Origin of the sequence: Candidatus Enterococcus testudinis, from assembly GCF_002140915.1 — a bacterium.
In the GTDB taxonomy this organism is placed as follows: Bacteria; Bacillota; Bacilli; order Lactobacillales; family Enterococcaceae; genus Enterococcus_D; species Enterococcus_D testudinis.
Window position 1 is genome coordinate 1,214,489 of sequence record NZ_NGKU01000001.1, and the last position, 25,634, is coordinate 1,240,122.

The following is a 25,634-nucleotide window of genomic DNA, read 5'->3' on the forward strand; positions in this document are numbered from 1 at the left end:
AAGAAAGGTTGGAATATCATATGTTAAGAGTTGAAAAATTAAGAGAAGCAATGCGGAAAGAATCAATCGATGGTTTTTTGATCACTAGTCCATATAACTTGCGTTACTTGACCAATTTTACTGGGACGACCGGTCTAGCAGTGATCACGTTAACGAAAGCCTTTTTTGTGACAGATTTCCGTTATACGGAACAAGCAGCGGCACAAGCTGTGGGATTTGAGATCGTTAAGAACAGCGGACCGATCTTCGATGAAGTAGCTGCGATTTGCAAAAATGAAGATATCAATGTACTGGCCTTTGAAGAAAGCTCTGTAAGCTTCTCGGATTATTCTGTTCTTGAAGATTTGATTGATGAGTCTTCATTGGCACCTATTTCCGGCATGATCGAAAATCTGCGGGAAGTCAAAGATGAAACAGAAATTGCGTTGATCCAGCAAGCCTGTCATATTGCTGATCAAGGATTTGAACACATTCTAAAAATGGTGCGTCCTGGTATGACAGAAATCGAAGTAGCCAATCAGTTAGATTTCTTTATGCGTTCATTGGGCGCAACGAGTGTCTCATTTGATACGATCGTTGCTAGTGGATTGCGTTCAGCAATGCCCCATGGTGTAGCCAGTGAAAAAGTCATTGAACAAGGAGACTTGATCACGCTTGATTTCGGTTGTTACTATCAAGGTTATGTCTCTGATATGACGAGAACCTTTGCTGTTGGTTATCCAGGTGACAAATTAAAAGATATCTACAAAATCGTTCTAGAAGCGCAAGAGAAAGTTTTGGCTGCAGCTAAACCTGGCATGACAGGTATCGAGTTAGATGCTGTTGCGCGTGATCATATTGCTTCTTACGGATACGGCGAAGCCTTTGGTCATTCAACTGGCCATGGCATCGGTTTAGAGATCCATGAAGGGCCAAACGTATCCTTTAGAGCGGACAAACCTTTTGTTACAGGCAATGTCATCACAGATGAACCAGGTATTTACTTGCCAGGTATTGGTGGTGTCCGGATCGAGGATGACTTGCTGATCACTGAAACAGGCAACAAAGTATTGACCCATGCGCCAAAGGAATTGATCATCTTATAATCCGACCCTCGTTCAAACAGGAAATTCGTTGAGAAAAGTGGGTTATTATAGATTATCCGCTGAGAAAATGATAAACTAAAAACGAGAATAAACCTCTCTGCAAAACGCAGATGACGCGCACATCTCTTTTGTGATTCGAAATGCTGTGCAGCGTGGCGTTGCTCAAGTATGCAGATGTTCAAAAATGGAGGCAAAACAGATGAATGAAGATAAAAATCTAGTCTTAGACGCTAGTCCTGAGTTAGGTGAAATCGTGATCGCACCTGAAGTCATTGAAATCATTATTGGGATCGCAGCGTCAAAAGTAGACGGTGTCTATGGCATGCGTGGCACATTCGCCAACAGTGTAACTGAACTTTTGGGCCGTGCAGCGCATGGCAAAGGCGTATACTTAACGATCGACGAAACGGGGATCAAAGTTGATTTATACAGCTACATGACTTACGGTGTGTCAGTGCCTAAAGTAGCGATGGAGATTCAAGAACGTGTGAAACAACAAGTCCTATTTATGACGGATGTGCAATTGACAGAAGTCAATGTCCATGTTGTTGCAGTTGTGCCAGAAAAAGTAGAATTACCAGATATCGAAGAATTATTCGGAAACGATGAGGAAGAAAATGAGTAAAGAATTATCAAGACATGACATTCGGAAAATGGCGCTACAAGCATTATTTCCGTTGGACTTTAATAAAGATTTAACCAAACAAGATGCAATCAGACACGCCATTGAACTAGAACATCATGAATTGGTCGATGAAGAACAAGAACATTTCGTTCCTAAATATCTAGATCAATTAGTGGTAGGTGTTTGTCATTATAAAGAAGAGCTGGATAAAGTGATCCAAAGCCATTTAAAAGCGGGCTGGAAGATCCAACGTCTATCCAAAATGGATGTGACGATCTTACGCATCGCTTTATATGAAATGATCTATGTCGACAATGTACCAAACCGTGTTGCGCTAAACGAAGCAATCGAACTTGCCAAAACCTTTAGTGATGACCAATCACGTAAATTTGTGAATGGTATCTTATCAACGGTCAACCAAGAGTTGTCTGCTGAAGACAAAACGGAAGAATAAGACTGAAGCATCTTGATAGAGATATCAAGATGTTTTTTGCATAGCGAGAACGATCAATTGTTTAGAAACAAAATTATAAAGCAATTACCGATGTTTTTCTTTTCAGAAAATGCTATGATAGATACCATAAAGCCTTCAGTGAATCAAGCTGTCGTCTTTCTTTGAAGTAAAATAAAATGGTGGTATATCAGGTTGGAGGAATTGTCAGAATGGCTACATTGATCAACGGAAAAGAATTAGCAGATAACATGCAAAGTGACTTTACACTAGAAACCGCAGCATTAAAAAAACAAGGCATTACACCGGGATTGGTGGTATTGCTTGTGGGTGAAGACAAAGCCAGTCAAACTTATGTCAAAAACAAAGAGTTGGCGGCCACAAAAATCGGTATCCATTCTGAAGTTGCCCGCTATTCTGAAACGATCAGCGAGGAAGAACTACTGTCTGAGATTGAGAAATACAATCAAGATGCTGCATTTCATGGCATCTTAGTTCAATTGCCTTTACCTAAGCATATCAATGAAGAGAAAGTACTTTTGGCCATCAAACCCGAAAAAGATGTCGATGGCTTTCATCCGATGAACCTTGGTAAATTATTTGCCGGTGTTCCTGACCGTATTCCTTGTACGCCTTATGGCATCATGAAAATGTTTTCGGCGTATGATATTTCGCTAGAAGGTAAAAATGCTTTGGTGATCGGCCGCAGCAATATTGTCGGCAAACCGATGGCCCATTTACTTTTGGCTGAGAACGCAACCGTCACGATCGCCCATTCAAAAACGAAAGATTTGCCTGCCTTGGCGAAACAAGCGGATATCTTAGTTGTTGCCATCGGCCGCGGCCATTTTGTGACAAAAGAGTTCGTCAAAGAAGGTGCGGTGGTGATCGATGTCGGCATGAATCGCGACGAACAGGGCAAACTGATTGGGGATGTCAAATTCGATGAAGTCGAACCAATTGCTAGTTATATCACACCAGTTCCCCGTGGTGTGGGTCCGATGACGATCACGATGCTGATGGCACAGACCATTGAAGCAGCAAAGGAGCAATGAGAAGAATAAATGGCACAAGAATATTTAACAGTCACTGCCTTGACCAAATATTTAAAACGAAAATTTGATGCGGATCCCTATTTAGAACGGGTGTATTTGACTGGGGAAATCTCTAACTTTCGCCGGCGGCCCAACCATCAATATTTCAGTTTGAAGGATGATGGGGCCAAACTATCGGTGGTCATGTTCAAAGGTGCCTTTGACAAATTAAAGTTTCAACCCGAAGAAGGCATGAAAGTGATGGCTGTCGGCCGAATCACATTGTACGAAGCCAGCGGCAACTATCAAATGATGATCGAACATATGGAACCAGACGGTGTCGGTGCGTTGTATCAGGCCTATGAACAATTGAAACAAACACTTTCTGCTGAAGGTTTGTTCACAGCGCCAAAACAGCCACTGCCACGATACCCCAAGCGCATCGCGGTCTTAACAAGTCCGAGTGGTGCGGTGATCCGAGATATTATCACAACGACCCAAAGACGCTATCCTATCGCGCAAATCGTTTTATTCCCAACCGTGGTCCAAGGCAACAAAGCTGCAGATGATGTGGTGAGAAATATTGCACGTGTTGAAGCAGATGGTCAGTTTGATACGATGATTATTGGCCGTGGTGGTGGATCAATCGAAGACCTGTGGCCATTTAATGAAGAACGGGTAGCACGGGCAATATTCGCTGCCAAAACACCAGTCATTTCATCAGTGGGGCATGAAACAGATACAACGATTGCTGATTTGGTGGCGGATGTTCGCGCAGCAACCCCAACCGCAGCTGCTGAGTTGGCTGTGCCGGTATTAGCTGAAGAAATCTTGCGCATCGAAGAAAAACAAGCCCGCTTGTCCCAAGCCTTTATGCATCAGATCCAGCGCAAGCAGGAACGCTATCAACGAGCAATCGGCTCGTATGTCTTTAGGCAGCCAGAACGGTTATATGAAGCACAATCTATCAAGCTGGATCAATTGCAGCAACGCATGAATCAAGGGCTGCAAGCGATGTTGTTTGAAAAAGACAAACAGGCGCGAAGCGTCATCCACCGTTTAGAACAGCAGCAATTGCAAAGTCGGATCAAGTCGGCACAACAAGAAGTGACCTACTTATCGCAACGATTGAACAAGAGTATGAAGGATGTATACACGGCGAAAGAAAATCGCTTGCTGCAAGCTATTCAATCACTTGATTTATTAAGTCCACTAAAAATCATGGGTCGAGGGTATACCTATACGACCAAGGAAGACCAAGTGGTAAAAACTGCGACAGATGTAGCAATAGGTGATCGCTTGCAGATCCATTATCAAGATGGTTTGGCAGAAGTTGAAGTATTAACGATTGAAGGAGAAGAACATGGCAAATCCAACATTTGAAGAATCATTACAAGAATTAGAACAAATCGTGACTCGGTTAGAGCAGGGGGATGTTCCTTTGGAAGAAGCCCTTACTGCTTTTCAACAAGGTATGGTTTTGAGCAAACAGTGTAAAGATACCTTGAGCAATGCAGAAAAGGCATTGACCAAAATGATGACTGAGGCGAATGAAGAAGTTGTTTTTGACGAGGCGGAGCAATGAGCAAGTTAGCCCAATTTACCAAAGAACAATCACCTCATATTGAAGATGTTATGGTGCGGTTCATTACCCAGCAGACCAGTGATACACGACTGGCAGAGAGTATTTTGTATTCGATCCATGCTGGTGGCAAACGTGTCAGACCTTTATTATTAGTAGCAACAGTTGCAGCTTTTGACAAGCCAGTAGATTTACCGGTCTATCAATGTGCAGCAGCTTTAGAGATGGTTCATACGTATTCGCTGATCCATGATGATTTGCCCGCTATGGATGATGACGACTTGCGTAGAGGGAAACCAACCAATCATACGGTCTATGGCGAAGCGATGGCCATTTTGGCGGGAGATGGCTTACTGACTGCCGCTTTTCAGCTATTGGCAATGGCTGAACTCGCAGCCGACCAAAAGATCCTCTTGTTGCAGCAATTGAGTCAAGCAGCCGGTACCAAAGGAATGGTAGCTGGTCAAGCAGCGGATGTCCAAGGAGAGAACCAAGCGTTGACCTTGGAGGAACTGATGGGAATCCATGCCCGAAAGACGGGAGAGTTGATTCGTTTTGCTGTGGTGGCTGGCGGCGTATTGGCCAATCAATCAGAAGCCGTATTGGTTGAATTGGATCAATTTGCCCAGCACATCGGCTTGGCTTTTCAAATTCGAGACGACGTGTTAGATGTAATCAGTACAACAGAAGAACTTGGGAAAGTCGTCCATCGAGATGACGCGCTAGCCAAAAGCACATATCCAGCTTTATTGGGATTAGAAGGAGCCAAAGCAGCACTAACAGACGAATTGACCAAAGCCCGGCAAATTTTGGCCCATTTAAGCACCTATGGTCAGTTTGATGCAACAGTGCTGGCCGCTTTTATTGAAGAATTTGAGGTTAAAGAAAATCAATGAAAAAAGAACGAATAGATGTATTGGCAGTCCAGCAAGGATTGTTTGAAACAAGAGAACAAGCCAAACGTGGCGTGATGGCCGGTTTGGTCTATAAAGAGAGCAACAATGAACGGTTAGACAAACCCGGAGAGAAGATCGCTGCGGATACCCTGTTACAGATCAAAGGGAAAAAACTACCATATGTATCAAGGGGCGGGCTGAAGTTGGAAAAAGCCCTCAAAGTCTTTGACCTAAATGTCCAAGACAAGATTTTATTGGACATTGGTGCTTCAACCGGTGGCTTTACGGATGCAGCTTTGCAAAATGGAGCAGCCAAAAGTTATGCACTGGATGTCGGTTATAATCAACTGGCATGGAAACTGCGGCAAGATGATCGTGTGATCGTGATGGAAAGGGTCAACTTCCGTTATGCCAAATCGTCAGACTTTCTTGATGGATTGCCAGAAGTGGCCACCATCGATGTTTCTTTTATTTCCTTGAAACTGATTTTACCGCCGCTCCATGAAATCTTGGTTGCGGGTGGAGACGTCATGGCATTGATCAAACCGCAATTCGAAGCCGGTAAAGAAGCAGTCGGCAAAAACGGCATTGTCCGTGATCCAGCCACACACCAGCGAGTAGTAGAGGAAATCGTGACCTTTGCAGCAGACAATAAGTTTGATGTGCTGGATCTAAGTTTTTCCCCAATCACAGGTGGCGAAGGCAATATCGAATTTATCGTTCATCTGCGAAAATCAGATACCCTTGGAAAAACGGATGGTATCGATATAGCTCAAGTTGTGGCTCAAGCCCACGACACATTCCATCATTCAAAATAGCCAAAACAACAGAGTCGACATTTAAGGTGTCGGCTCTCTTTCTTTCTGAAGCAAAATAGGATAAAATTAATAGGAATTCATTCAGGAGGAAGTAAAGATGAGAAAAAGAGAACGGCATCGCCTGATTACAAGATTACTAAACGAACAAGACGTTCAAAAACAAGAAGACTTTGTCGGATTATTGGAAGAACGGGGTGTTTCCGTGACACAAGCAACGATATCACGGGATATCAAAGAATTGAAACTAGTGAAGGTCCCTTCACAAAAAGGCGGCTATCGTTACAGTATTCCTCGGGAAACGACGGAAGATGTGCGTGGTAAATTGGACAAAATTCTAAAAACTGCGTTTGTTTCAGTTGATCGAATGGATAAATTTGTGATTCTCAAAACATTACCTGGCAATGCATCGGCGTTGGCGAATTTGATCGAAAAACATTATGTCAAAGAATTGTTCGGCACGTTGAATGATGATGACAATGTATTGATGATCACGAGAACAGAACAAGATACTGAACGCTTGTTCAAAGATTTTCAAATATATATCTAAACTACAGGAGGGCAGAGATGTTATTAGAACTTTCAATCCAAAATTTTGCGATCATTTCAAATCTGCACCTATCTTTTCACGAAGGGATGACCGCTCTCACTGGGGAAACTGGTGCGGGTAAATCGATCATTATCGACGCGATGGGCTTATTGGCTGGTGGACGAGGTTCTAGTGATTATTTGCGTCAAGGCGCAGATAAGTGCCGCTTGGAAGGTATTTTTGAATGGCCGCAACAGGCTGAATTTCAACTGCTTTCTGAGGAGCTGGGGGTCGATGAAGAGGAAGTACTGATCGTCCAACGAGATTTCACTCAATCCGGCAAAAATATTTGTCGTGTCAATGGTCGGACTGTGACGTTATCAGTCCTGAGACAAATCGGTCTTTTCCTAGTGGATATCCAAGGTCAAAATGAACATCAAGAATTGCTGCAGCCAGAAAAACATCTGTCATTGTTAGATGGTTTCGGCGATGAGCAGTTCAAAAGTGAGTTGGCGGACTATCGCGAAGCCTATCAAGCCTATCGTGCATTAGAAAATCAAGTACGAACGATTCAAGAAAACGAGCAGCTCTATGTCCAACGGATGGATATGTTGCAGTTCCAACAAGAAGAAATCGCGCAAGCAGAACTGATGGAAGATGAAGAAGCCCAGCTCGTAGACGAGCGGGAAAAACTGATCAACTACCAAAAAATCGTGGATGCATTAAGCCAGAGTTATGCAGCTTTGTCTGCCGAAGAAGCCAATAGTGTTGATGGGGTCAGTCTAGCACTGTCTGAAGTTCAAGGCATCGCACACTTAGACCCAGCATACGAAAAGATCAGTGAGACCATTCAAAGTGCCTATTATTTATTACAAGATGCCGCAGCTGATATCTCTCGGCAAGCGGATAATCTTGAGTTGGATGAAGGTCGTTTGGAAGAAGTCGTATCCCGTCTAGAAACGATTCGTCAATTAAAGCGCAAATATGGGGAGTCGATTCCCGTCATTCTGGCTTATTATGACAGTATCAGCAAGGAAATCAGCGAATCTGCTTACACCGAAGGGCAATTGGAACAACTCGAGATCGAATTGGCAGAAAAAGCGGAAGAGATGTGGCGATTGGCCGAGAAACTGCATGTCAAACGCCGAGCGTCAGCACATCGTTTAGAAAAAGAAATCGTCCAAGAATTGAAAGAGCTCTATATGGAACACGCTCAGTTTGAGGTACGGTTTGCAAATGGCGACAAACATCTAACAGCGACTGGTTTCGATGATGTTGAATTTTATTTGACTACCAATCCAGGGGAAGGCATGAAACCATTGGTTCGTGTTGCTTCTGGCGGAGAACTGTCTCGCATCTTGCTTGCCTTGAAGTCGATCTTTTCGCGCAAACAAGGCATTACGAGTATTGTGTTTGATGAAGTAGATACGGGTGTCAGTGGACGCGTGGCGCAAGCAATCGCTGAAAAAATCGCCAAGATCGCGATCAACTCACAAGTCCTTTGTATCACCCATTTGCCACAAGTGGCAGCCGTGGCTGACAATCAATACTTTATCGAAAAAGCTATTCATGACGGTAGAACAGAAACCCATGTGCGGAAATTGCCGCAAGCAGAACGGGTCACAGAAATCGCCCGCATGTTATCTGGTGCAGAAATCACTGATTTAACGGTTGAGCATGCCAGAGAATTGTTGTCATTGGCACATCAATCATAATCAAAAACACAACGTGGCTACATCTGTCGATTCCTTTGAACGAGAGAAACAAGATGTATCCACGTTCTTTTTTTAATAGGAGGAAAATGGTGAAAACAAGAAAGAAAGTCTTGATTGGTGCAATCATTGCGCTTGTCATTTTGGTCATCGGCGGTTGGTTTGGCTGGCAGCATGTGCATTATCCAGCAATTGGCGATGCAGTGACTGCGGCAGAAAAGGCAGAAGACAAAGGAGATTATCTCTATTTCGCTGGGGACGAGGATAAACCATTGGTCATTTTTTATCCTGGCGCATTAGTAGACGCCGAGAGTTACAGTGTTTGGGCCTCTGATTTGGCGGATGAAGGGTACGCGGTGGCTATCGTCAAGATGCCATTCAATCTTGCGGTATTGGGCGGCAATCTCGCCGCAACTGTATTAGATGAGGTACCACAAGCGTCGTATGTGATTGGTGGACATTCATTAGGCGGTGTCATGGCTAGCAGATTTGCGGCTGCCAAAAGCAGCGCATCAGAACAAACGTTGGCGGGTGTGTTTTACTTCGCCAGTTATCCGGATGAAAAAGGGTCCCTTGCAGATAGTGAACTGCCTGTTTTATCCTTGATCGGCAGTCAAGACCAAATCGTCAATCACGACAACTGGGAAGCAGCCAAGTCCTATTTGCCGGAGACCACGACATATGAAGAAATCGACTCGGGTACGCATGCAGGATTTGGCACCTATGGCGAACAGCGGGGGGAAGTACCGACGACCTTAACGAATGATCAGCAACAGCAAATCATTGTGGATAAGATGACTGAGTGGCTGTCATCTATAGATCAATAAAAAAAGACAGCAGAGGAAGCACATGTGCTTCTTCTGCTGTTTTCACTCACACATTTTGGGGAAATGTCGGTGAATAAATGAAAACAGAGAACATAACATAAAAATGCCTGATATTGGGGAAGCAAAAATAAATGTTGTGTTCTTTTACCAATCGTTTTCTAGGACAGTATAGCACATAGTATAATTATCATGCACGCATTTTCCATTGACAAATCAGACGTTATTTTATTTTTAAGACGTTATTTTCCATTTGCTGATTACCTGTCTCTTATACACATCTAGATGTGTATAAGAGACAGGTATAGCACATAGTATAATTATCATGCACGCATTTTCCATTGACAAATCAGACGTTATTTTATTTTTAAGACGTTATTTTCCATTTGCTGATTACAGCAAATAAAAAAACCAATAAAAAATAGGTTTCGAAAAATAGCAAATAATAATTTTCATTAAATTAAAGAAATGGTAAAATGGAAATAATTGGTTTTGATATGTATTTATTCTCGAGAGAACAAGGAGCGTTATGATGAAAAAAAGCAAACTAATAGGTCCTATCATCGGACTGGTTATTCTATTATCTGGCTGTGCAAGTTGGGCCGATCGTGGTGAATCGATCACAGCAGTGGGGTCTTCTGCATTGCAGCCTTTAGTGGAAACGGTAGCAGAAGAATTCCAAAATTCAAACCCTGGAAAATTTATCAATGTCCAAGGGGGCGGGAGTGGCACCGGGCTAAGTCAGGTCCAAGCTGGCGCTATAGAGATTGGCAATTCTGATCTATTTGCGGAAGAAAAATCTGGGATCGATGCAGATGCCTTGGTTGATCACCGTGTAGCGGTTGTCGGTATTACTCCGATCGTTAATAAAGGTGTTGGTATTTCTGATATTTCCACGGCAGATCTAAAGAAAATATTTTTAGGTGAAATCACCAATTGGCAAGAACTAGGCGGCAATGATGTGCCAATCGTTCTCTTGAACCGCGCTTCAGGCAGTGGCACGAGAAGTACCTTTGAAAAATGGATCATGGATGGCGAAACAGCAATTACCTCACAAGAACAAGATTCCAGCGGAATGGTGCGTTCAATCGTATCGGATACACCTGGTGCCATTAGTTATGTTGCCTTTTCATATGTGACAGATGATGTCAACGTACTGTCGATCGATGGCGTTGCACCAACAGATGAAAATGTGACAACCAATGATTGGAAAGTTTGGGCCTATGAGCACATGTATACTAAAGGAGAACCGACAGAACTAACAGCGGAATTTCTTTCTTACATTCTTTCTGATGAAGTCCAAGACAACATCGTAGGTGATTTAGGCTATATCTCTATTTCGGCGATGCAAGTAGAAAGGGACTGGGAAGGCAATATTGTAAACTAACCTTTACACAAAATTTACAGAAGCTTTATGAGAAATTGATGTTCAACAGATAAACTAATGGTTGTGAATTTAGTTTGATTTTTGAGGAGGAATCCCTCGTGGAAAATGTAAAAGAAGTGTTAACCAAAAAATCGAAACGTGCCAAAATGGAACAGCGGGGCAAAATCATCAGTTTTATGTGTATTGCCCTGATCGTATTAGTCGTGATCTCGATTTTTTATTTCGTAGCCAGCCGCGGCTTAGCGACTTTCTTCGTCGATAAAGTCAATGTATTTGACTTTTTATTTGGTACAGTATGGAATCCTAGTGCTGTTGGTCCGGATGGACAACCATTAGTTGGTGCATTGCCAATGATCCTGGGGTCTTTTGTCGTGACGTTCTTATCGGCAATCGTAGCCACACCATTTGCGATCGGTGCAGCAGTCTTCATGGTAGAAATCTCTCCTAAAAATGGAGAAAAGGTTTTGCAACCGGTTATCGAGCTATTAGTCGGTATTCCTTCCGTTGTTTATGGATTTATTGGTTTATCTGTAGTGGTACCAGCTGTCCGGTCTGTCTTTGGTGGTACCGGGTTCGGTATTTTAGCAGGGACCTTCGTGCTATTTATTATGATTTTACCAACGGTAACGACGATGACGGTAGACGCTTTGCGTTCTGTCCCTCGGCATTATCGAGAAGCTTCATTGGCGTTAGGTGCCACTCGTTGGCAAACCATTTATAAAATTGTGTTGAGGGCAGCTGTTCCTGGGATTTTGACAGCAGTTGTTTTCGGTATGGCTCGGGCGTTTGGTGAAGCATTAGCGATTCAAATGGTGATTGGGAATGCAGCACTGTTGCCATCAAGTTTGGTTACACCTGCATCGACTTTGACCTCTATTCTAACAATGGGAATCGGTAATACGATCATGGGCACTGTCCAAAACAATGTATTATGGTCGTTGGCATTGATCCTATTGTTGATGTCATTGCTGTTCAACGTGGTAATCCGATTGATCGGTAAGAAAGGAGCCTTGAAATAATGAATGCAAAACGTTCAGACAAAATAGCAACGGGTGTCTTATATACCGTTGCAGGCATCATTGTATTGATCTTGGCTTCACTATTACTATATATCTTAGTCAGAGGAATTCCCCACATCAGCTGGGAGTTTCTGACTTCACCTTCTAAAGGCTATCAAGAAGGCGGCGGGATTGGAATCCAGTTATTCAACTCTCTGTATTTGTTGTTAGTGACGATGGTGATCAGCTTCCCGATTTCTTTAGGGGCCGGGATCTACTTATCTGAATATGCTAAGAAAAACTGGGTGACGGATATCATCCGGACATCGATCGAGATTTTAAGCTCATTGCCTTCAGTAGTCGTCGGACTTTTTGGTTTCTTGATTTTTGTGATCCAGTTCGGCTATGGCTTTTCAATTATCTCTGGGGCATTGGCTTTGACGTTTTTTAATCTGCCTTTGCTGACAAGAAATGTAGAAGAATCCCTCCAAGCGATTCATTATACGCAACGGGAAGCGGGCCTGTCTTTAGGATTATCTCGTTGGGAAACCGTGACGCGAATCGTTGTCCCTGAAGCGACTCCGGGAATTCTAACAGGGGTCATCTTGAGTTCTGGTCGGATCTTTGGTGAAGCGGCAGCCTTGATTTATACGGCAGGCCAAAGTGCGCCAGCACTTGACTTTACGAACTGGAACCCATTGAGTGTATCTAGTCCAATCGGTATCTTCCGTCAAGCAGAAACATTGGCTGTCCACATTTGGAAAATCAATACAGAAGGAACCATGCCTGACGGCGTGCAAGTCTCTGCTGGTGCTTCTGCTGTATTGATCATTGCCGTTTTATTATTCAACTTTGGCGCACGTGCGGTCGGCAAACGATTGTACCGTAAAATGACGTCTGCATAAGGAGCATAACAATATGAACGATTATAATTGGGATGAACGCAATATCATCACATTTGACAAACCTGAAGATGTCGCATTGTATACCGAAGATCTGCATGTGTGGTACGGAACCAACGAAGCGATCAAAGGCATCGATCTTCAATTTGAAAAAAATAAAATCACTGCCTTGATTGGCCCTTCAGGCTGTGGGAAATCAACCTACTTACGTTCGCTGAACCGCATGAACGATGGTATCGCCAATACGAAAGTCACTGGCAAAATCATGTATAAAGAGGTCGATGTCAATACAAAGGAAGTCGATGTTTATGAAATGCGCAAACGAATCGGCATGGTGTTTCAACGACCAAATCCTTTCAGCAAATCAATCTATGACAATATTACTTTCGCCTTGAAGCGTCACGGTGAAAGAAATAAGAAGAAATTAGACGAAGCAGTAGAAACAAGTCTGAAACAAGCTGCCCTCTGGGATCAGGTCAAAGACAGTTTAGACAAAAGTGCCTTGGCTCTTTCCGGCGGACAGCAACAACGTCTTTGTATCGCCCGTGCAATCGCGATGAAACCAGATATCTTGTTGCTTGATGAACCTGCCAGTGCATTGGATCCTATCTCAACAGGGACGGTAGAAGAAACACTGGTCAACTTGAAAAATGATTATTCAATCATTATCGTGACGCATAACATGCAACAAGCAGCACGGATCAGTGACTATACGGCATTCTTTTATCTTGGCAATGCAATTGAGTATGATGAAACAAGGAAAGTCTTCACACGTCCAAAGATCCAAGCGACAGAAGATTACGTATCAGGTCACTTTGGCTAATCAAGCTGATCAGTAAACGGAGGCAAATCAATGGCAGAAGAAATAATTACATCAAAAGATCTGCATTTATATTACGGCAAAAAAGAAGCATTAAAGGGCATTGATCTTTCCATCAATAAAGGAGAAATCACCGCGATGATCGGTCCTTCCGGCTGTGGCAAATCGACCTATCTGCGTTCGTTGAACCGGATGAATGATCTGATCCCTGGTGTGACAATTACCGGAAGTGTCGTGTATAATGGCAAAGATATTTATAGTCCAAAACAAGATATTGTTGATTTACGCAAAGAAATCGGCATGGTTTTCCAACAACCAAATCCTTTTCCATTTTCGATTTATGAAAACGTCATTTATGGGTTAAAATTAAAAGGTGTCAAAGATAAGGATATTTTGGATAAAACAGTCGAAGAGAGTCTAAAAGCCGCGTCAGTGTGGGAAGACGTCAAAGATAAATTGCACCATAGTGCGCTATCTCTTTCAGGTGGACAGCAACAACGGGTCTGTATTGCTCGGGTGCTGGCCGTAGATCCAGAAATCATTTTGCTGGATGAGCCAACGAGTGCCCTTGATCCCATTTCTTCTGGGAAAATCGAAAATACATTATTGGCCCTTAAAGACCGCTACACGATGATCATTGTGACCCATAACATGTCGCAAGCTTCTCGAATCTCTGACAAGACGGCTTTCTTTTTAGACGGCAATTTGATTGAATTTAATGACACCAAAAAAGTATTCTTAAGTCCAAGCAAAAAAGAAACAGAAGATTATATCTCAGGAAGATTCGGATAGGAGGAAAAGGGATGTTGCGTACACAATTTGAAGAAGAATTACTGAATTTGCATAATCAGTTTTACGAGATGGGGATGTTGGTCAGCAACGCGATCCATAACTCAGTTCGGGCATATGTCAAACATGACAAAGAAATTGCCCAACAAGTCATTGAAAACGATGAAGCAATCAACAATATGGAAGTCCGTTTAGAAAAGAAAAGTTTTGAAATGATTGCCTTGCAACAACCGGTCACAACGGATCTGAGGATGATCATCACGGTCATGAAAGCCAGCTCTGACTTAGAGCGCATGGGCGACCATGCAGTCTCAATCGCCAAATCAACGATCCGCGTCAAAGGCGAAACCAGAATCGCAGAAATCGAAAAAGAAATTTCTGACATGTCTGATTATGTCAAAAAAATGGTCGATAATGTACTTGTGGCTTATGTCAAAACAGACCAAGACGATGCCCGCATGATTGCGCAAATGGACGAACGGGTCAATGAATATTATCGTGATATTTATTACCAAACGATCGAAAGTATGAAAGCCAATCCTGAAACGGTTGTCAGCGGGACTGATTATCTGTCAGTCGCCCAGTATCTAGAAAGAATTGGTGACTATGTCACCAATATCTGTGAGTGGATCGTCTACTTAGCGACAGGGAAAATCAGCGAATTGAATACCAATCGGACTGAAATGATCTGATTTGAGATGAATGAAGGGAACATTGTCGATGACAGTGTTTCTTTTTTTTGGTAAAGTGAATATGCAGCCTAAACAAAAATAATCAGATGATTCAGCCCTTCAAAACTACCCATACTGCAGATTGACCGAAAGTTGGTACTTAAGACCTATGACACATATCCGCAAAAAAGGCATAATAGGTTCGTAAGCTAAATAAGCAATCACACATTTGCTGAAGGAGGCAATTTCCATGAACGAAAGAGAACGTATTTTGGATCTAGTAAAAAAAGGTGTGCTTTCTACAGAAGAAGCCTTAGATTTACTGGAAAGTATGGCAAAAGACAAAGATGAACAACAAATCAACCAAGCTGCAGCTGAAGTGACCGCTGATAAGACAACTGATATTTTTGATGAAGTTGAACCGACAACTATAGAGACCGACGATTTTGATGGAGAAGAAAAATTACGTCAAAACGAAGCGCAAGACAAAGAAAACTTAGAAAAGATTTTAGACAGCCTTGCTACAGATGCCAATCAAGCGTCTGCTGAATTAGATGAAATCAATGTTGAGATCGCTGGTTTGAAAGAAGAGTTGAAGGAAGCACAAGAAACAGTGATGCAACTGAATACCAAAGAAGAGTTGGATCAATTATCTGATGAAGAATTGGCATCAAGACAAGAAGCTGAATCTACAATTACAGACCTTGAAGAGTCATTAGATGCTTTGACCGAGGAAAAAGCAGCACTGGATGCAAAATTGAAAAATATTCGTAAAGACCAATGGTCACAAGCGAAAGAAAAAATCAGTCAAAAATTAGATATTCCTGAAGACTGGAAAGAACAAGCCACAGATACCATTAATCAAGTCAGTGAAAAAATGGTCGACGCAGGCAGTCATTTCGGTAGATTCTTGAAAAAAACCATGCGGACAGTGACTGATTCGGTCAATGACAACATGGAATGGAAAGACATCAACTTGAAAGTCCCTGGTGTCGCAGCCACAAAATTCGAACATACATTTACGTATGAAGAAACTGAGGCTACCTTGATCGATATCAAATTAGCCAACGGGAATGTGACTTTTGCAACTTGGGATGGTCCAGGTGTCAAAGTGGATGCCAAAATCAAATTATATGGTAAAATGGAAGCTGTTGAACCATTTGAAGCCTTTGAAACAAGAAGTCAGATCGAGGTGGATGATGAACGGATCTCGTTCCAAATTCCTAACAAACGGATCAGAGCTGATTTAGATTTCTACTTGCCAAAACGGACCTATGACCACGTAGCAGTCAAATTATTGAATGGCAATGTGATCGTCAATGACTTAGATGCAAAAGATATCTACACGAAATCAACCAATGGCAATATCGATTTCCGTCAAGTTAATGCATCGATGTTGGAGATCGAAGGTGTCAATGGCACGATCACCGTACGAGAAGGCGACATTTTGGATGCGATCATTGAAACGGTCAATGGGGATGTTACAGTAACTGCGACACCACAAAATACCGGTATTTCATTGGTCAACGGAAATATACGTTTAACATTCAAAGATACTAATCTACAAAAATTAAATGCCAGCTCAGTGAATGGGAATGTAAAAGTAGCACTCCCAGAAGGCATTGGCTTTGAAGGGCTTGCCAAAACAAGCTTAGGCAGTATCAACAATCGTTTGATGGATGCAGAAATCGTTCGTGAAAAGAAAGAACGCTTGAATCAATTGCTACAATTTCGTCGTGTGGCTGATAAAGTGGCCCAAATCGATTTATCCACAACGACTGGTAATGTGTTCATCAAAGACACAGACAAATAAACCAAACAACTGATCTATCATTGAAGCAAAGAAGGAAGGTGTAGATATATGAACAAAAAATTAATGAAATCAACCGACAATGTTGTGATAACAGGTACTTTAGGTGGCGTAGCTGAATATTTGGGCATCGATCCAACCATCGTTCGCGTGATCTATGTCTTTCTATCTTTAGTGACAGCAGCTTTCCCTGGCATCACTTTATATATCATATTGGCAATCTTGATTCCTTCAGGTCGTAAAAGTGCCAATGGATCTGGACATGACAATCAATATTATCAAAAAAACAATTACAAAGAATCAAGTCGTCCCCGCAAACAAGCGGAAAAGGTAGAGGATGAGGACTGGAGTGACTTCTAGTGTCTTACTTCCAACGATTGATCATGAATACTTTGACGTTTGTTGCCTTGGCAGTATTGTTGCCGAATATGGTGCATGTTGAAAGTATTTTGACCGCAGTGATCGCGAGTTTCGTATTGTCGATCCTTAATGGACTGATCAAACCGATTCTAACAGTGATTTCTTTCCCATTGACATTACTGACATTTGGCTTGTTCAGCTTTGTCATCAATGCACTGATGTTGAATTTGACTTCTTATTTTGTCGGCGCAGCAAGTTTTGGGTTCTCCTCATTTGGCGCAGCAATTTTGGTCGCATTGATCATGTCAGTCATCAATATGATCGTCACAGAGCATCATATTGAAAAATATTCAAAATAAAAAAAGCTGTTGGCTTTCGCATCAATGCGAAGCGCCAACAGCTTTTTTTATTCTAATTGTGATTCTGGGATACTAGCTAGAAATGCATCAACGGCGGATAAAGTATCATCCAAAGCACCTTTTTCAAAAGGTGAACGCAAGTTTGCCAGTGATAGGATTTCTAAGAATGTTTTTGTACCACCTACTTGGCAGATAGCCAAGTAATCTTGCCATGCTGTGTCATCTTTGGCAACGATAAATCGATACCAGAATTGAAATGCGCAGACTTGGGCCAACGTGTAGTCGATATAATAAAATGGCGACTCGAAAATATGCCCTTGACGGAACCAATACAACCCGCGATCTAAATCAGGCATTTCTACATAATCGCGTTCTGGACAGTATTGTTTTTCTAATGTGCGCCAACATTGTTTTCGTTGCTCTGGTGTCCAGTCAGGATGCGTATAGACTTCTTGTTGGAAGTGATCGACCAATACACCGTATGGCAAGAATTGCAAACTGCTGGCTAGATGGGCAAATTTGTATTTTTCTGTTTCCTCTTCAAAAAAACTATCCATCCACGGCCAAGCAATAAACTCCATTGACATAGAATGGATCTCGCATGACTCAAAGTTAGGGAATAAAATTTCCGGTTCTTTGATCCATCGAGATGAGAACGCTTGAAAGGCATGACCAGCTTCATGAGTCAAGACATCGACATCCCCTGAAGTCCCATTGAAATTGGCGAAAATGAAAGGAGATTGATAGTCTTGAATGAAAGTACAATAACCGCCAGATTGTTTGCCTTTTTTGCTAAGTAAGTCTAGTAGATCATGCTCGACCATGAAATCAAAAAATGCACCTGTTTCTGATGACAGTTCATGATACATGATGCGGGCTTTTTCCACCAATTCTTCAGGCGTGCCTTTTGGTGTGGCATTCCCAGTTGGGTAAACCAATGGTAGGTCAACATAAGTCGCATGTGGCAATTGGTTGCGTTCTGCTTGTCGTTGGTATAATTTTTGCGTGATCGGTACAACTTTTTCTAGAATTTCTTGTCGGTAAGTCTCAATCATTTTGCGGTCATAATCCCAGCGGTTCATTTGCGTGTCCGCAAATTCGACATAATTCTTGAACCCTAGCGTTTGGGCGATTTCGGTTCTGACTTTGACCATATCATCGTAAATTTGATCGAATTGGGCTTCATTGTCAGCGAAAAAGGCGGTTTGTTTTTCAAAAGCTGATTGGCGGATCTGACGGTCTTTATGTTCCGTAAAGGGACGTAGTTGTGCCAATGTATAGGTCTGACCTTGAAAATCGATTTGGGCAGATGCAACAAGCTTGCCATAATCTGAAGCCAATTGGTTTTCTTTTTGGAAAAGGGGAATCAACGATTCATCGAATAGTTTGATGCGGCTCTCTGCAAATAGAAATAATGTTTCAGGACAAAGTTCTTTTAATTCATTTAAAACCGGCGATGATAAAAGTGTTTGATAAAACTGAAAGTCTAATGCCTCGAAATGGGGTTGATAGTCATTCCAAAACACATCCTCCGCTTCATAAAACGTATCATGGGTATTGATTGAATAACGAATCGAAGCCAAATTTGCGGCTGTATCGATCGTGCCTCTTAATTGATTCAATGTATCTACAGCTTCTTTGGCTGAAGACAATGTAGTCGCTTCCTTTAATGAAGAAAGGGCTTGTTTATAGGTTTCTTGGTATGTTTGAAAGTCTGGTCTTTGGTAAGTATAATCTGCAAATTTCATTTTTTATTCCCTCCTTACGTCAATCATACCATAAAACAAAAAAAGAATAACGGTCACGCGAAGGCGAAGGTAGTATCTTTCCTCAGAGAATGATAAAATAGAACAAGAATAGCGCATGAAAGATATGCGTTTCCAATGATAATCAATGAGAAAAGAGGGAATCAAATGGCAGAAACAGTCAAAGTCAGTGAACTGGCTGAGGCGTTAAAATTAGAAATTATCGAAGGCAATGAGACCAGTTTAGAACGGGAGATTTTTACTGGTGATATTTCACGGCCTGGATTAGAATTAACGGGTTATTTTAATTATTACTCACATGATCGCTTACAGCTGTTTGGCAGCAAGGAAATCACGTTTGCTGAACGGATGATGCCAGAGGAACGACTGATGGTTATGCGAAAAATGTGTGCTGATGATACGCCAGGTTTCATTGTATCAAGAGGATTGGCTGTTCAAGAAGAAATGATTCAAGCCTGTCGCGAAAACAATATCGCATTGTTGCGTTCACCGATTTCCACATCAAGATTGCAAGGCGAACTGTCTAGTTTTCTAGATGGACGCTTGGCTTCTCGTACCAGCGTCCATGGGGTATTGGTGGATGTCTATGGCTTGGGTGTCTTGATTCAAGGGGATAGCGGTATTGGTAAGAGTGAAACGGCGTTAGAATTGATCAAACGCGGGCATCGTTTGATTGCGGATGACCGGGTAGATGTCTATAAACAAGATGAATTGACCCTCGTCGGTGAGCCGCCGAAGATTCTGCAGCATTTGATTGAGATCCGTGGTATCGGGATCATCGATGTCATGAACTTGTTCGGTGCGAGTGCTGTCCGAGGCTATATGCAAGTCCAAGTGGCTGTATATTTAGAAGCATGGGCGAAAGACAAAAAATATGACCGATTAGGAACAGATGATACAACGGTTGAAATTGGTGGTGTGGATGTGCCGCAAATCAAAATCCCGGTAAAAACTGGACGAAATGTGGCTATCATTATAGAGGTTGCGGCAATGAATTTCCGGGCCAAAACAATGGGCTATGATGCAACCAAAACATTTGAAAATCGATTGACACAATTGATCGAAGAAAATTCTGGAAACTAAAAGGGGTTAGATGGATGTTAGCTGTAATAAATCGTGTTGCATTTGAATTATTTGGTTTACCCATATATTGGTATGCGATCATTATCGTTTCTGGTGTGATCATTGCCATGTGGTTGAGTACTAGAGAAGCTGTCCGCGTAGGTTTAAAGCCGGATGACGTGACGGACTTTATGTTGATTGGTTTGCCAGTGTCGATCATAGGCGCTCGTTTGTATTATATTCTGTTTGACCTGCCCTATTATTTGAATGATCCAGGGCAGATATTCAATATCCGTTCAGGAGGGATCGCCATTTATGGTGCCCTGATTGCAGGAGGCATTTGGTTATACTTTTTCTGTCAACGCAATTTTATCTCAACTTGGACCTTTTTAGATATTGCTGCACCGAGTGTGTTGTTGGCACAAGGCATTGGGCGCTGGGGCAACTTCATGAACCATGAAGCCCATGGGGAAGAAGTCAGCCGCGCGTTCTTAGAAAGCATGCATTTACCGAAGTTTATCATTGACAATATGTACATCGATGAAGCTTACCGGCAACCTACGTTCTTATATGAATCTGTTTGGAATGTGATTGGCTTTATCGTATTGATCGTTTTGCGTAAGAAAACAGGTCTCTTAAAAGAAGGCGAAGTTTTCTTAGGTTACTTGATGTGGTATGGCTTTGGCCGTTTCTTTATTGAAGGGATGCGGACAGATAGTCTATATCTCGTAGGAGATTTGAGAGTGTCGCAAGCATTGTCGGCATTGTTATTTGTTGGTGCGATCGTATTGTTGATTTGGCGCCGTAAAAAAGAAGCACCAAAAGAGTATAATCGCGGATTTGGCAACAACCAATTTTTAATCTAACAGTTATTTTTGCTGAAATATGCTAAAATAAAGAATGCTTAGATGCAATGAAATTTATGAGGAGGTTTCCATAGTGAAACAAAAAATAGCCGTTTTAGGACCTGGTTCATGGGGAACTGCTCTGGCAAAAGTCCTATCTGAAAATGGACATCAAGTGACGATTTGGGGCAACAATCCCGCACAAATCGATGAAATCAACAACTACCATACGAATCGTCATTATTTACCCGATTTGAAACTTCCGCAAAATATTTTGGGTTGTAAAGATATGGCAGAAGCAATCGAAGATGCTGATGCAGTCTTGTTCGTCGTGCCAACGAAAGCGATTCGAGCTGTGGCACAAGAATTCAGAACAACGACCAAAAATCAACCAATGATCATCCATGCCTCTAAAGGCTTGGAACAAGGCAGTCATAAGCGCATTTCAGAAGTCTTGGCAGAAGAAATCAGTAGCGATAAGCGCAAAGATATTGTCGTACTATCAGGACCTTCCCATGCGGAAGAAGTAGCTGTTAGGGATATTACCACGATTACTGCAGCGTGCGAAGATGCGGCATCTGCCAAATATGTTCAAGATTTATTTATGAATGATTATTTCCGGATTTATACCAACAATGATGTCATTGGGGTCGAGACAGGCGCTGCATTGAAAAACATCATCGCCATCGGTGCCGGTGCGATCGCAGGGCTTGGCTTTGGCGATGATGCCAAAGCTGCGATCATGACCCGTGGATTGGCTGAAATCAGTCGTCTCGGCGTGGCAATGGGGGCCAATCCATTGACCTTTATCGGTTTGAGCGGTGTTGGCGACTTAATCGTTACCTGTACAAGTGTCCATTCAAGAAATTGGCGTGCCGGTAACTTACTAGGCAAAGGCCATAGTCTTGATGAAGTGTTGGACAATATGGGTATGATCGTCGAAGGCGTCTCCACCACTAAAGCAGCCCGTGAACTTGCTGAAGATTTGTCAGTGGATATGCCAATCACAGAAACAATCTATTCTGTGCTCTATGAAGGAAAAGATATTCACCAAGCAGCGAAAGATATCATGTTGCGAGATGGCAAAGTTGAAAATGAATTTACAATCTAAAGATAGTATTGATGGGATAAAGGAGCGAATGACATGAAAGTAAAAAAAGCAGTGATTCCAGCAGCTGGTTTAGGAACCCGTTTCCTGCCTGCAACAAAAGCGATGGCCAAGGAGATGTTGCCAATCGTAGATAAGCCAACGATTCAATTTATCGTTGAAGAAGCATTGAAATCAGGGATCGAAGATATTTTGATCGTTACTGGGAAAGCCAAGCGCCCAATCGAAGATCACTTCGATGCCAATTTAGAATTAGAAATGAATCTAAAAGAAAAAGGCAAGACCGACTTATTGAAGCTTGTGGAAGAAACAACGGATGTAAATCTGCACTTCATTCGTCAATCACATCCTAAAGGATTGGGTCATGCGGTACTGCAAGCCCGTGCCTTTGTCGGCAATGAGCCGTTTGTTGTGATGTTAGGTGATGACTTGATGGAAGACGAAGTTCCATTGACCAAACAATTGATCGATGATTATGAAAAAACCCATGCTTCCACGATTGCTGTTATGGATGTACCACATGAGGATACTTCCAAATATGGCATTATCGATCCAGGGATGCAAGTCGATAAAGGACTATACAATGTGAAGAATTTTGTTGAAAAACCTTCACCTGATAAAGCACCTAGTGATCTAGCCATTATTGGCCGTTACCTTTTGACACCAGAAATTTTTGATGTCTTAGCCAAACAAGCGCCAGGTGCCGGCGATGAAATCCAATTAACGGATGCAATCGACACACTGAATAAAACGCAACGCGTGTTTGCCCGTCAGTTTACTGGAAAACGGTTTGATGTTGGCGACAAATTCGGCTTTATGAAAACCAGCATCGAATACGGCTTAACACATCCTGAAGTCAAAGATAATTTGAAAAAATATTTGATCGATCTAGGCAAAGAGTTGGCTGCAGATGCGCCAGAGCAAACAGAAGCGCCTGCTAAACAAGATAAAACGACAAACAAAGCGTAATACACGCGAAAAACAGGGCTGAAACAGCCCTGTTTTATAAAAAGCAAATGAAAGCGTATTATTTGATTAGGTTACTGTCTTTTATTTGTCGAAAAGGGATCAAAATGCTATTCTTAGTATAAGTAAATCGGGAAGGAGCCATTCTATGACAGGAGGAGAAATTGCTGCACTGATCGCAGCAATCGCATTTGTCGTACTCGTTGTCTTTGTTGTACGATTATTGATGCAAGTGAGCAAAACGATGACGAAGGTGGATAAAACGGTGGAAGAAGCCAATACCACGATTCGAGTCATCACCAAAGATGTCGACATTCTTTCTAAAGAAGTCGAAGGATTACTCGTAAAAACGAATGAGCTTTTACAAGATGTCAATGGAAAAGTCGCAACCATCGATCCATTGTTCACCGCAGTGGCAGATTTGAGTACCAGTGTATCTGAATTGAATGTATCTGGTAAAAATTTGATCACGCGAGTGGGCAGCTTAGGCCGGACCACAGCGAAAGCAACTGTGGCAGGTAAAGTGGGTCAAACAGCGATGAAATTCTTTAAAGACAAAAATACCCAAAAATAAAAGGAGGACTTTACATGAGCAAAAAAGGTGGATTTTTATTAGGAGCGATCATCGGAGGAACAGCAGCAGCTGCCGCAGCATTGTTATTGGCACCAGAATCAGGAAAGACCTTGCGCAACAAATTGGCACAGCAAGCAGATGATCTTTTAGATAAAGCGTCAGATTATGGTGATTTAGCGAAAGAAAAGAGTACAGACTTGGTTGATATCGCAAAAGATAAAGTAACAAAACTAAGTGATCAAGCATCAGAATTTACTGAATCTTTGACAGGGAAAGTAGCTGACTTGAAAGATCCAACAGTCGATACTTCCTCTGATACTGTAGAAGAATTAAAAAAACAAGCTGGTGATTTATCAGAACGCTTTAAGAAATCAGCTGCTGATGTGAAGTCAGCCGCAGCCTCTGACAAAGAAGATGCTGAGGATGCGCTTCAAGACATTATCATTGATGCCAAATCAACTGCTGCGGATATGAAAGACACAGTCAAAGAAGGTGCTGATGAAGCAAAGCCTATCGTAGATGATGCCAAAAAAGAAGGCAAAGCTGCCGCAACAGATTTGAAAAAAGAAGCAGATAAAACAGCGGATGATGTCAAAAAAACGGCGAAATCAGAAGCAAATGATGCCAAGGCAGATTTCAAAGATGCCAAAGAAGAATTAAAAGATACTTTAGAAAAGAATAACCCTGAAGCATAACTTTGTTATCGCTGATGCAAAGAAGCAGACCAACGTGACTGATACGTTGGTCTGCTTCTTATTGGTTTATAGGTGTTCTTCAATCGCACGATTGATTTCCCAATCACACAATTGATAGAGCCAATCTTCAAGATTTGAGAATACGAATCCAATCGTATCAGCCTGTGTGGTGTCGATAGAATAAGTAGGCGTACCATTATAAGGGCCTTTCGCGCCGTCTGCTGCGAATACAGGTGTTTTCCCTGTTTTGGCAGTACCGTAGGCCAAGACTTCCTCAAGGGCGCATGTTCCCTTCGATGCACCGTTGATGGGTCCTACGTAATCACTCGTTCCCAAGAAGGCCAAGAATCGACCAGCTTCTTCTGCATCGACAAAGGCCATTTGCTGGCTGAGATTGTCGATGGCCATCGGTTCTTGCTGGACTAGATTTTTTAGATAGAAGGCAAAACGTTGCGTATAGTCTTCTGGACCGATTACATAAGGGAAGCGGACAAAGACGGAGGATACTTCTGGGTATTCTTTCGTCAAAATCGTTTCCACCGTTTGTTTTCCTTCACCATAAGGCAATTGGTCCGATTCAGCTAAGCGGACATCATAATCTTGTGGTTGAAAATCACTTTCAACCAAGTTAGGGTGTAACGTAGGATAGACAGACATGGACGTAGTCACAACATAGCGTGTTGGGGTGACATGCCGTAGTAAGTGCACGATATCTTGGGCACTATATGCAATGTTATCAAAGACAATATCATAGGTTTCCTTCGTCAAGACGTCCTTGATGCTTGCTTCACTTCTGCGATCAAAGACCAGTCGTTTGACTTGATTGCCAAATGGATCAGCTGTTTTGCCTCTGGTAGCGATGGTTACGTCTATTCCTTGTTCCAGTAAAGCATACACCAAATGTTTCCCAAAAAAACGGGTACCGCCTAAAACCAATGCCTTCTTTGTCATAGGAACCTCCTTATTGAT

The 25,634-nt window shown here is 42.3% G+C and carries 28 protein-coding genes; 26 read left to right on the forward strand and 2 right to left on the reverse strand.

Going from position 1 to position 25,634, the window contains the following annotated elements:
- Nucleotides 1-20 precede the first annotated feature (20 nt).
- The 20 genes from A5886_RS05825 to A5886_RS05920 all read left to right on the forward strand — a co-directional run bounded on the left by A5886_RS05825 (nt 21) and on the right by A5886_RS05920 (nt 17,649).
- Complete coding sequence (locus A5886_RS05825) at nt 21-1,085, forward strand: M24 family metallopeptidase (protein ID WP_086274074.1); 1,065 nt, start codon at nt 21-23, stop codon at nt 1,083-1,085.
- Between the two features lie 199 nt (nt 1,086-1,284).
- Complete coding sequence (locus A5886_RS05830) at nt 1,285-1,710, forward strand: Asp23/Gls24 family envelope stress response protein (protein ID WP_086274075.1); 426 nt, start codon at nt 1,285-1,287, stop codon at nt 1,708-1,710.
- Entirely contained in the window at nt 1,703-2,164 is a 462-nt protein-coding gene (gene nusB, locus A5886_RS05835) for a transcription antitermination factor NusB (protein ID WP_086274076.1), read from the forward strand. The genes A5886_RS05830 and nusB overlap by 8 nt, the downstream gene beginning before the upstream one ends.
- Nucleotides 2,165-2,373: 209 nt before the next feature.
- Nucleotides 2,374-3,216, forward strand: coding sequence for a bifunctional methylenetetrahydrofolate dehydrogenase/methenyltetrahydrofolate cyclohydrolase (locus A5886_RS05840; RefSeq protein WP_086274077.1), 843 nt, complete (start codon nt 2,374-2,376; stop codon nt 3,214-3,216).
- 9 nt (nt 3,217-3,225) lie between these two features.
- On the forward strand, nt 3,226-4,578 hold the full coding sequence (xseA, locus tag A5886_RS05845; protein ID WP_086274078.1) for an exodeoxyribonuclease VII large subunit: 1,353 nt from the start codon (nt 3,226-3,228) through the stop codon (nt 4,576-4,578).
- On the forward strand, nt 4,559-4,780 hold the full coding sequence (locus tag A5886_RS05850) for an exodeoxyribonuclease VII small subunit (RefSeq protein WP_086274079.1): 222 nt from the start codon (nt 4,559-4,561) through the stop codon (nt 4,778-4,780). Before xseA ends, A5886_RS05850 begins: the two co-directional genes overlap by 20 nt.
- Entirely contained in the window at nt 4,777-5,673 is an 897-nt protein-coding gene (locus tag A5886_RS05855) for a polyprenyl synthetase family protein (RefSeq protein ID WP_086274080.1), read from the forward strand. The genes A5886_RS05850 and A5886_RS05855 overlap by 4 nt, the downstream gene beginning before the upstream one ends.
- Nucleotides 5,670-6,491, forward strand: coding sequence for a TlyA family RNA methyltransferase (locus tag A5886_RS05860; RefSeq protein ID WP_086274081.1), 822 nt, complete (start codon nt 5,670-5,672; stop codon nt 6,489-6,491). The genes A5886_RS05855 and A5886_RS05860 overlap by 4 nt, the downstream gene beginning before the upstream one ends.
- A 97-nt stretch (nt 6,492-6,588) precedes the next feature.
- Complete coding sequence (gene argR / locus A5886_RS05865) at nt 6,589-7,038, forward strand: arginine repressor (protein ID WP_086274082.1); 450 nt, start codon at nt 6,589-6,591, stop codon at nt 7,036-7,038.
- Between the two features lie 17 nt (nt 7,039-7,055).
- Nucleotides 7,056-8,732: a DNA repair protein RecN gene (recN, locus tag A5886_RS05870; RefSeq protein WP_086274083.1), complete on the forward strand. Its 1,677-nt coding sequence runs from the start codon at nt 7,056-7,058 to the stop codon at nt 8,730-8,732.
- An 86-nt stretch (nt 8,733-8,818) separates the two neighbouring features.
- Entirely contained in the window at nt 8,819-9,556 is a 738-nt protein-coding gene (locus tag A5886_RS05875; protein WP_086274084.1) for an alpha/beta hydrolase, read from the forward strand.
- A gap of 529 nt (nt 9,557-10,085) precedes the next feature.
- A complete protein-coding gene (locus tag A5886_RS05880; RefSeq protein ID WP_086274085.1) occupies nt 10,086-10,940 on the forward strand; it encodes a phosphate ABC transporter substrate-binding protein PstS family protein in 855 nt (284 codons plus the stop codon).
- Nucleotides 10,941-11,038: 98 nt separating this feature from the next.
- Nucleotides 11,039-11,959 (forward strand): phosphate ABC transporter permease subunit PstC, encoded by a 921-nt coding sequence (pstC, locus tag A5886_RS05885; RefSeq protein WP_086274086.1) that lies wholly within the window; start codon nt 11,039-11,041, stop codon nt 11,957-11,959.
- Nucleotides 11,959-12,843 carry a phosphate ABC transporter permease PstA gene (gene pstA, locus A5886_RS05890; protein WP_086274087.1) on the forward strand — a complete coding sequence of 295 codons (885 nt, stop codon included), beginning with the start codon at nt 11,959-11,961 and terminating at the stop codon, nt 12,841-12,843. Before pstC ends, pstA begins: the two co-directional genes overlap by 1 nt.
- Before the next feature lie 13 nt (nt 12,844-12,856).
- Nucleotides 12,857-13,663: a phosphate ABC transporter ATP-binding protein PstB gene (gene pstB, locus A5886_RS05895; RefSeq protein WP_086274088.1), complete on the forward strand. Its 807-nt coding sequence runs from the start codon at nt 12,857-12,859 to the stop codon at nt 13,661-13,663.
- Between the two features lie 30 nt (nt 13,664-13,693).
- Nucleotides 13,694-14,452 carry a phosphate ABC transporter ATP-binding protein PstB gene (pstB, locus tag A5886_RS05900; protein ID WP_086274089.1) on the forward strand — a complete coding sequence of 253 codons (759 nt, stop codon included), beginning with the start codon at nt 13,694-13,696 and terminating at the stop codon, nt 14,450-14,452.
- An 11-nt stretch (nt 14,453-14,463) separates the two neighbouring features.
- Nucleotides 14,464-15,141: a phosphate signaling complex protein PhoU gene (phoU, locus tag A5886_RS05905; protein WP_086274090.1), complete on the forward strand. Its 678-nt coding sequence runs from the start codon at nt 14,464-14,466 to the stop codon at nt 15,139-15,141.
- A gap of 229 nt (nt 15,142-15,370) precedes the next feature.
- Nucleotides 15,371-16,933 carry a daptomycin-sensing surface protein LiaX gene (liaX, locus tag A5886_RS05910; RefSeq protein ID WP_086274091.1) on the forward strand — a complete coding sequence of 521 codons (1,563 nt, stop codon included), beginning with the start codon at nt 15,371-15,373 and terminating at the stop codon, nt 16,931-16,933.
- A gap of 48 nt (nt 16,934-16,981) precedes the next feature.
- Nucleotides 16,982-17,290 (forward strand): PspC domain-containing protein, encoded by a 309-nt coding sequence (locus tag A5886_RS05915; RefSeq protein WP_086274092.1) that lies wholly within the window; start codon nt 16,982-16,984, stop codon nt 17,288-17,290.
- Nucleotides 17,290-17,649, forward strand: a complete 360-nt coding sequence (locus tag A5886_RS05920) for a phage holin family protein (RefSeq protein WP_086274093.1) — start codon at nt 17,290-17,292, stop codon at nt 17,647-17,649. Before A5886_RS05915 ends, A5886_RS05920 begins: the two co-directional genes overlap by 1 nt.
- A gap of 47 nt (nt 17,650-17,696) precedes the next feature.
- On the opposite strand, the gene A5886_RS05925 is transcribed toward A5886_RS05920, so the two are convergent.
- A complete protein-coding gene (locus tag A5886_RS05925) occupies nt 17,697-19,397 on the reverse strand; it encodes a M3 family oligoendopeptidase (protein WP_086274094.1) in 1,701 nt (566 codons plus the stop codon).
- 165 nt (nt 19,398-19,562) lie between these two features.
- Here A5886_RS05925 and hprK point away from each other — a divergent pair, with 165 nt between their 5' ends.
- The 6 genes from hprK (at nt 19,563) to A5886_RS05955 (ending at nt 24,665) form a co-directional block, all read left to right on the forward strand.
- Nucleotides 19,563-20,498: an HPr(Ser) kinase/phosphatase gene (gene hprK, locus A5886_RS05930; RefSeq protein ID WP_086274095.1), complete on the forward strand. Its 936-nt coding sequence runs from the start codon at nt 19,563-19,565 to the stop codon at nt 20,496-20,498.
- A gap of 14 nt (nt 20,499-20,512) precedes the next feature.
- Complete coding sequence (lgt, locus tag A5886_RS05935; protein ID WP_086274096.1) at nt 20,513-21,343, forward strand: prolipoprotein diacylglyceryl transferase; 831 nt, start codon at nt 20,513-20,515, stop codon at nt 21,341-21,343.
- A gap of 73 nt (nt 21,344-21,416) precedes the next feature.
- Entirely contained in the window at nt 21,417-22,433 is a 1,017-nt protein-coding gene (locus A5886_RS05940) for an NAD(P)H-dependent glycerol-3-phosphate dehydrogenase (protein WP_086274097.1), read from the forward strand.
- Nucleotides 22,434-22,466: 33 nt separating this feature from the next.
- A complete protein-coding gene (galU, locus tag A5886_RS05945; protein ID WP_086274098.1) occupies nt 22,467-23,399 on the forward strand; it encodes a UTP--glucose-1-phosphate uridylyltransferase GalU in 933 nt (310 codons plus the stop codon).
- A gap of 145 nt (nt 23,400-23,544) precedes the next feature.
- A complete protein-coding gene (locus A5886_RS05950) occupies nt 23,545-23,970 on the forward strand; it encodes a DUF948 domain-containing protein (protein ID WP_086274099.1) in 426 nt (141 codons plus the stop codon).
- 14 nt (nt 23,971-23,984) lie between these two features.
- Nucleotides 23,985-24,665: a YtxH domain-containing protein gene (locus tag A5886_RS05955; protein ID WP_086274100.1), complete on the forward strand. Its 681-nt coding sequence runs from the start codon at nt 23,985-23,987 to the stop codon at nt 24,663-24,665.
- 66 nt (nt 24,666-24,731) lie between these two features.
- Here A5886_RS05955 and A5886_RS05960 read toward each other — a convergent pair whose 3' ends face one another.
- A complete protein-coding gene (locus A5886_RS05960) occupies nt 24,732-25,616 on the reverse strand; it encodes an NAD-dependent epimerase/dehydratase family protein (RefSeq protein ID WP_086274101.1) in 885 nt (294 codons plus the stop codon).
- Nucleotides 25,617-25,634 lie beyond the last annotated feature (18 nt).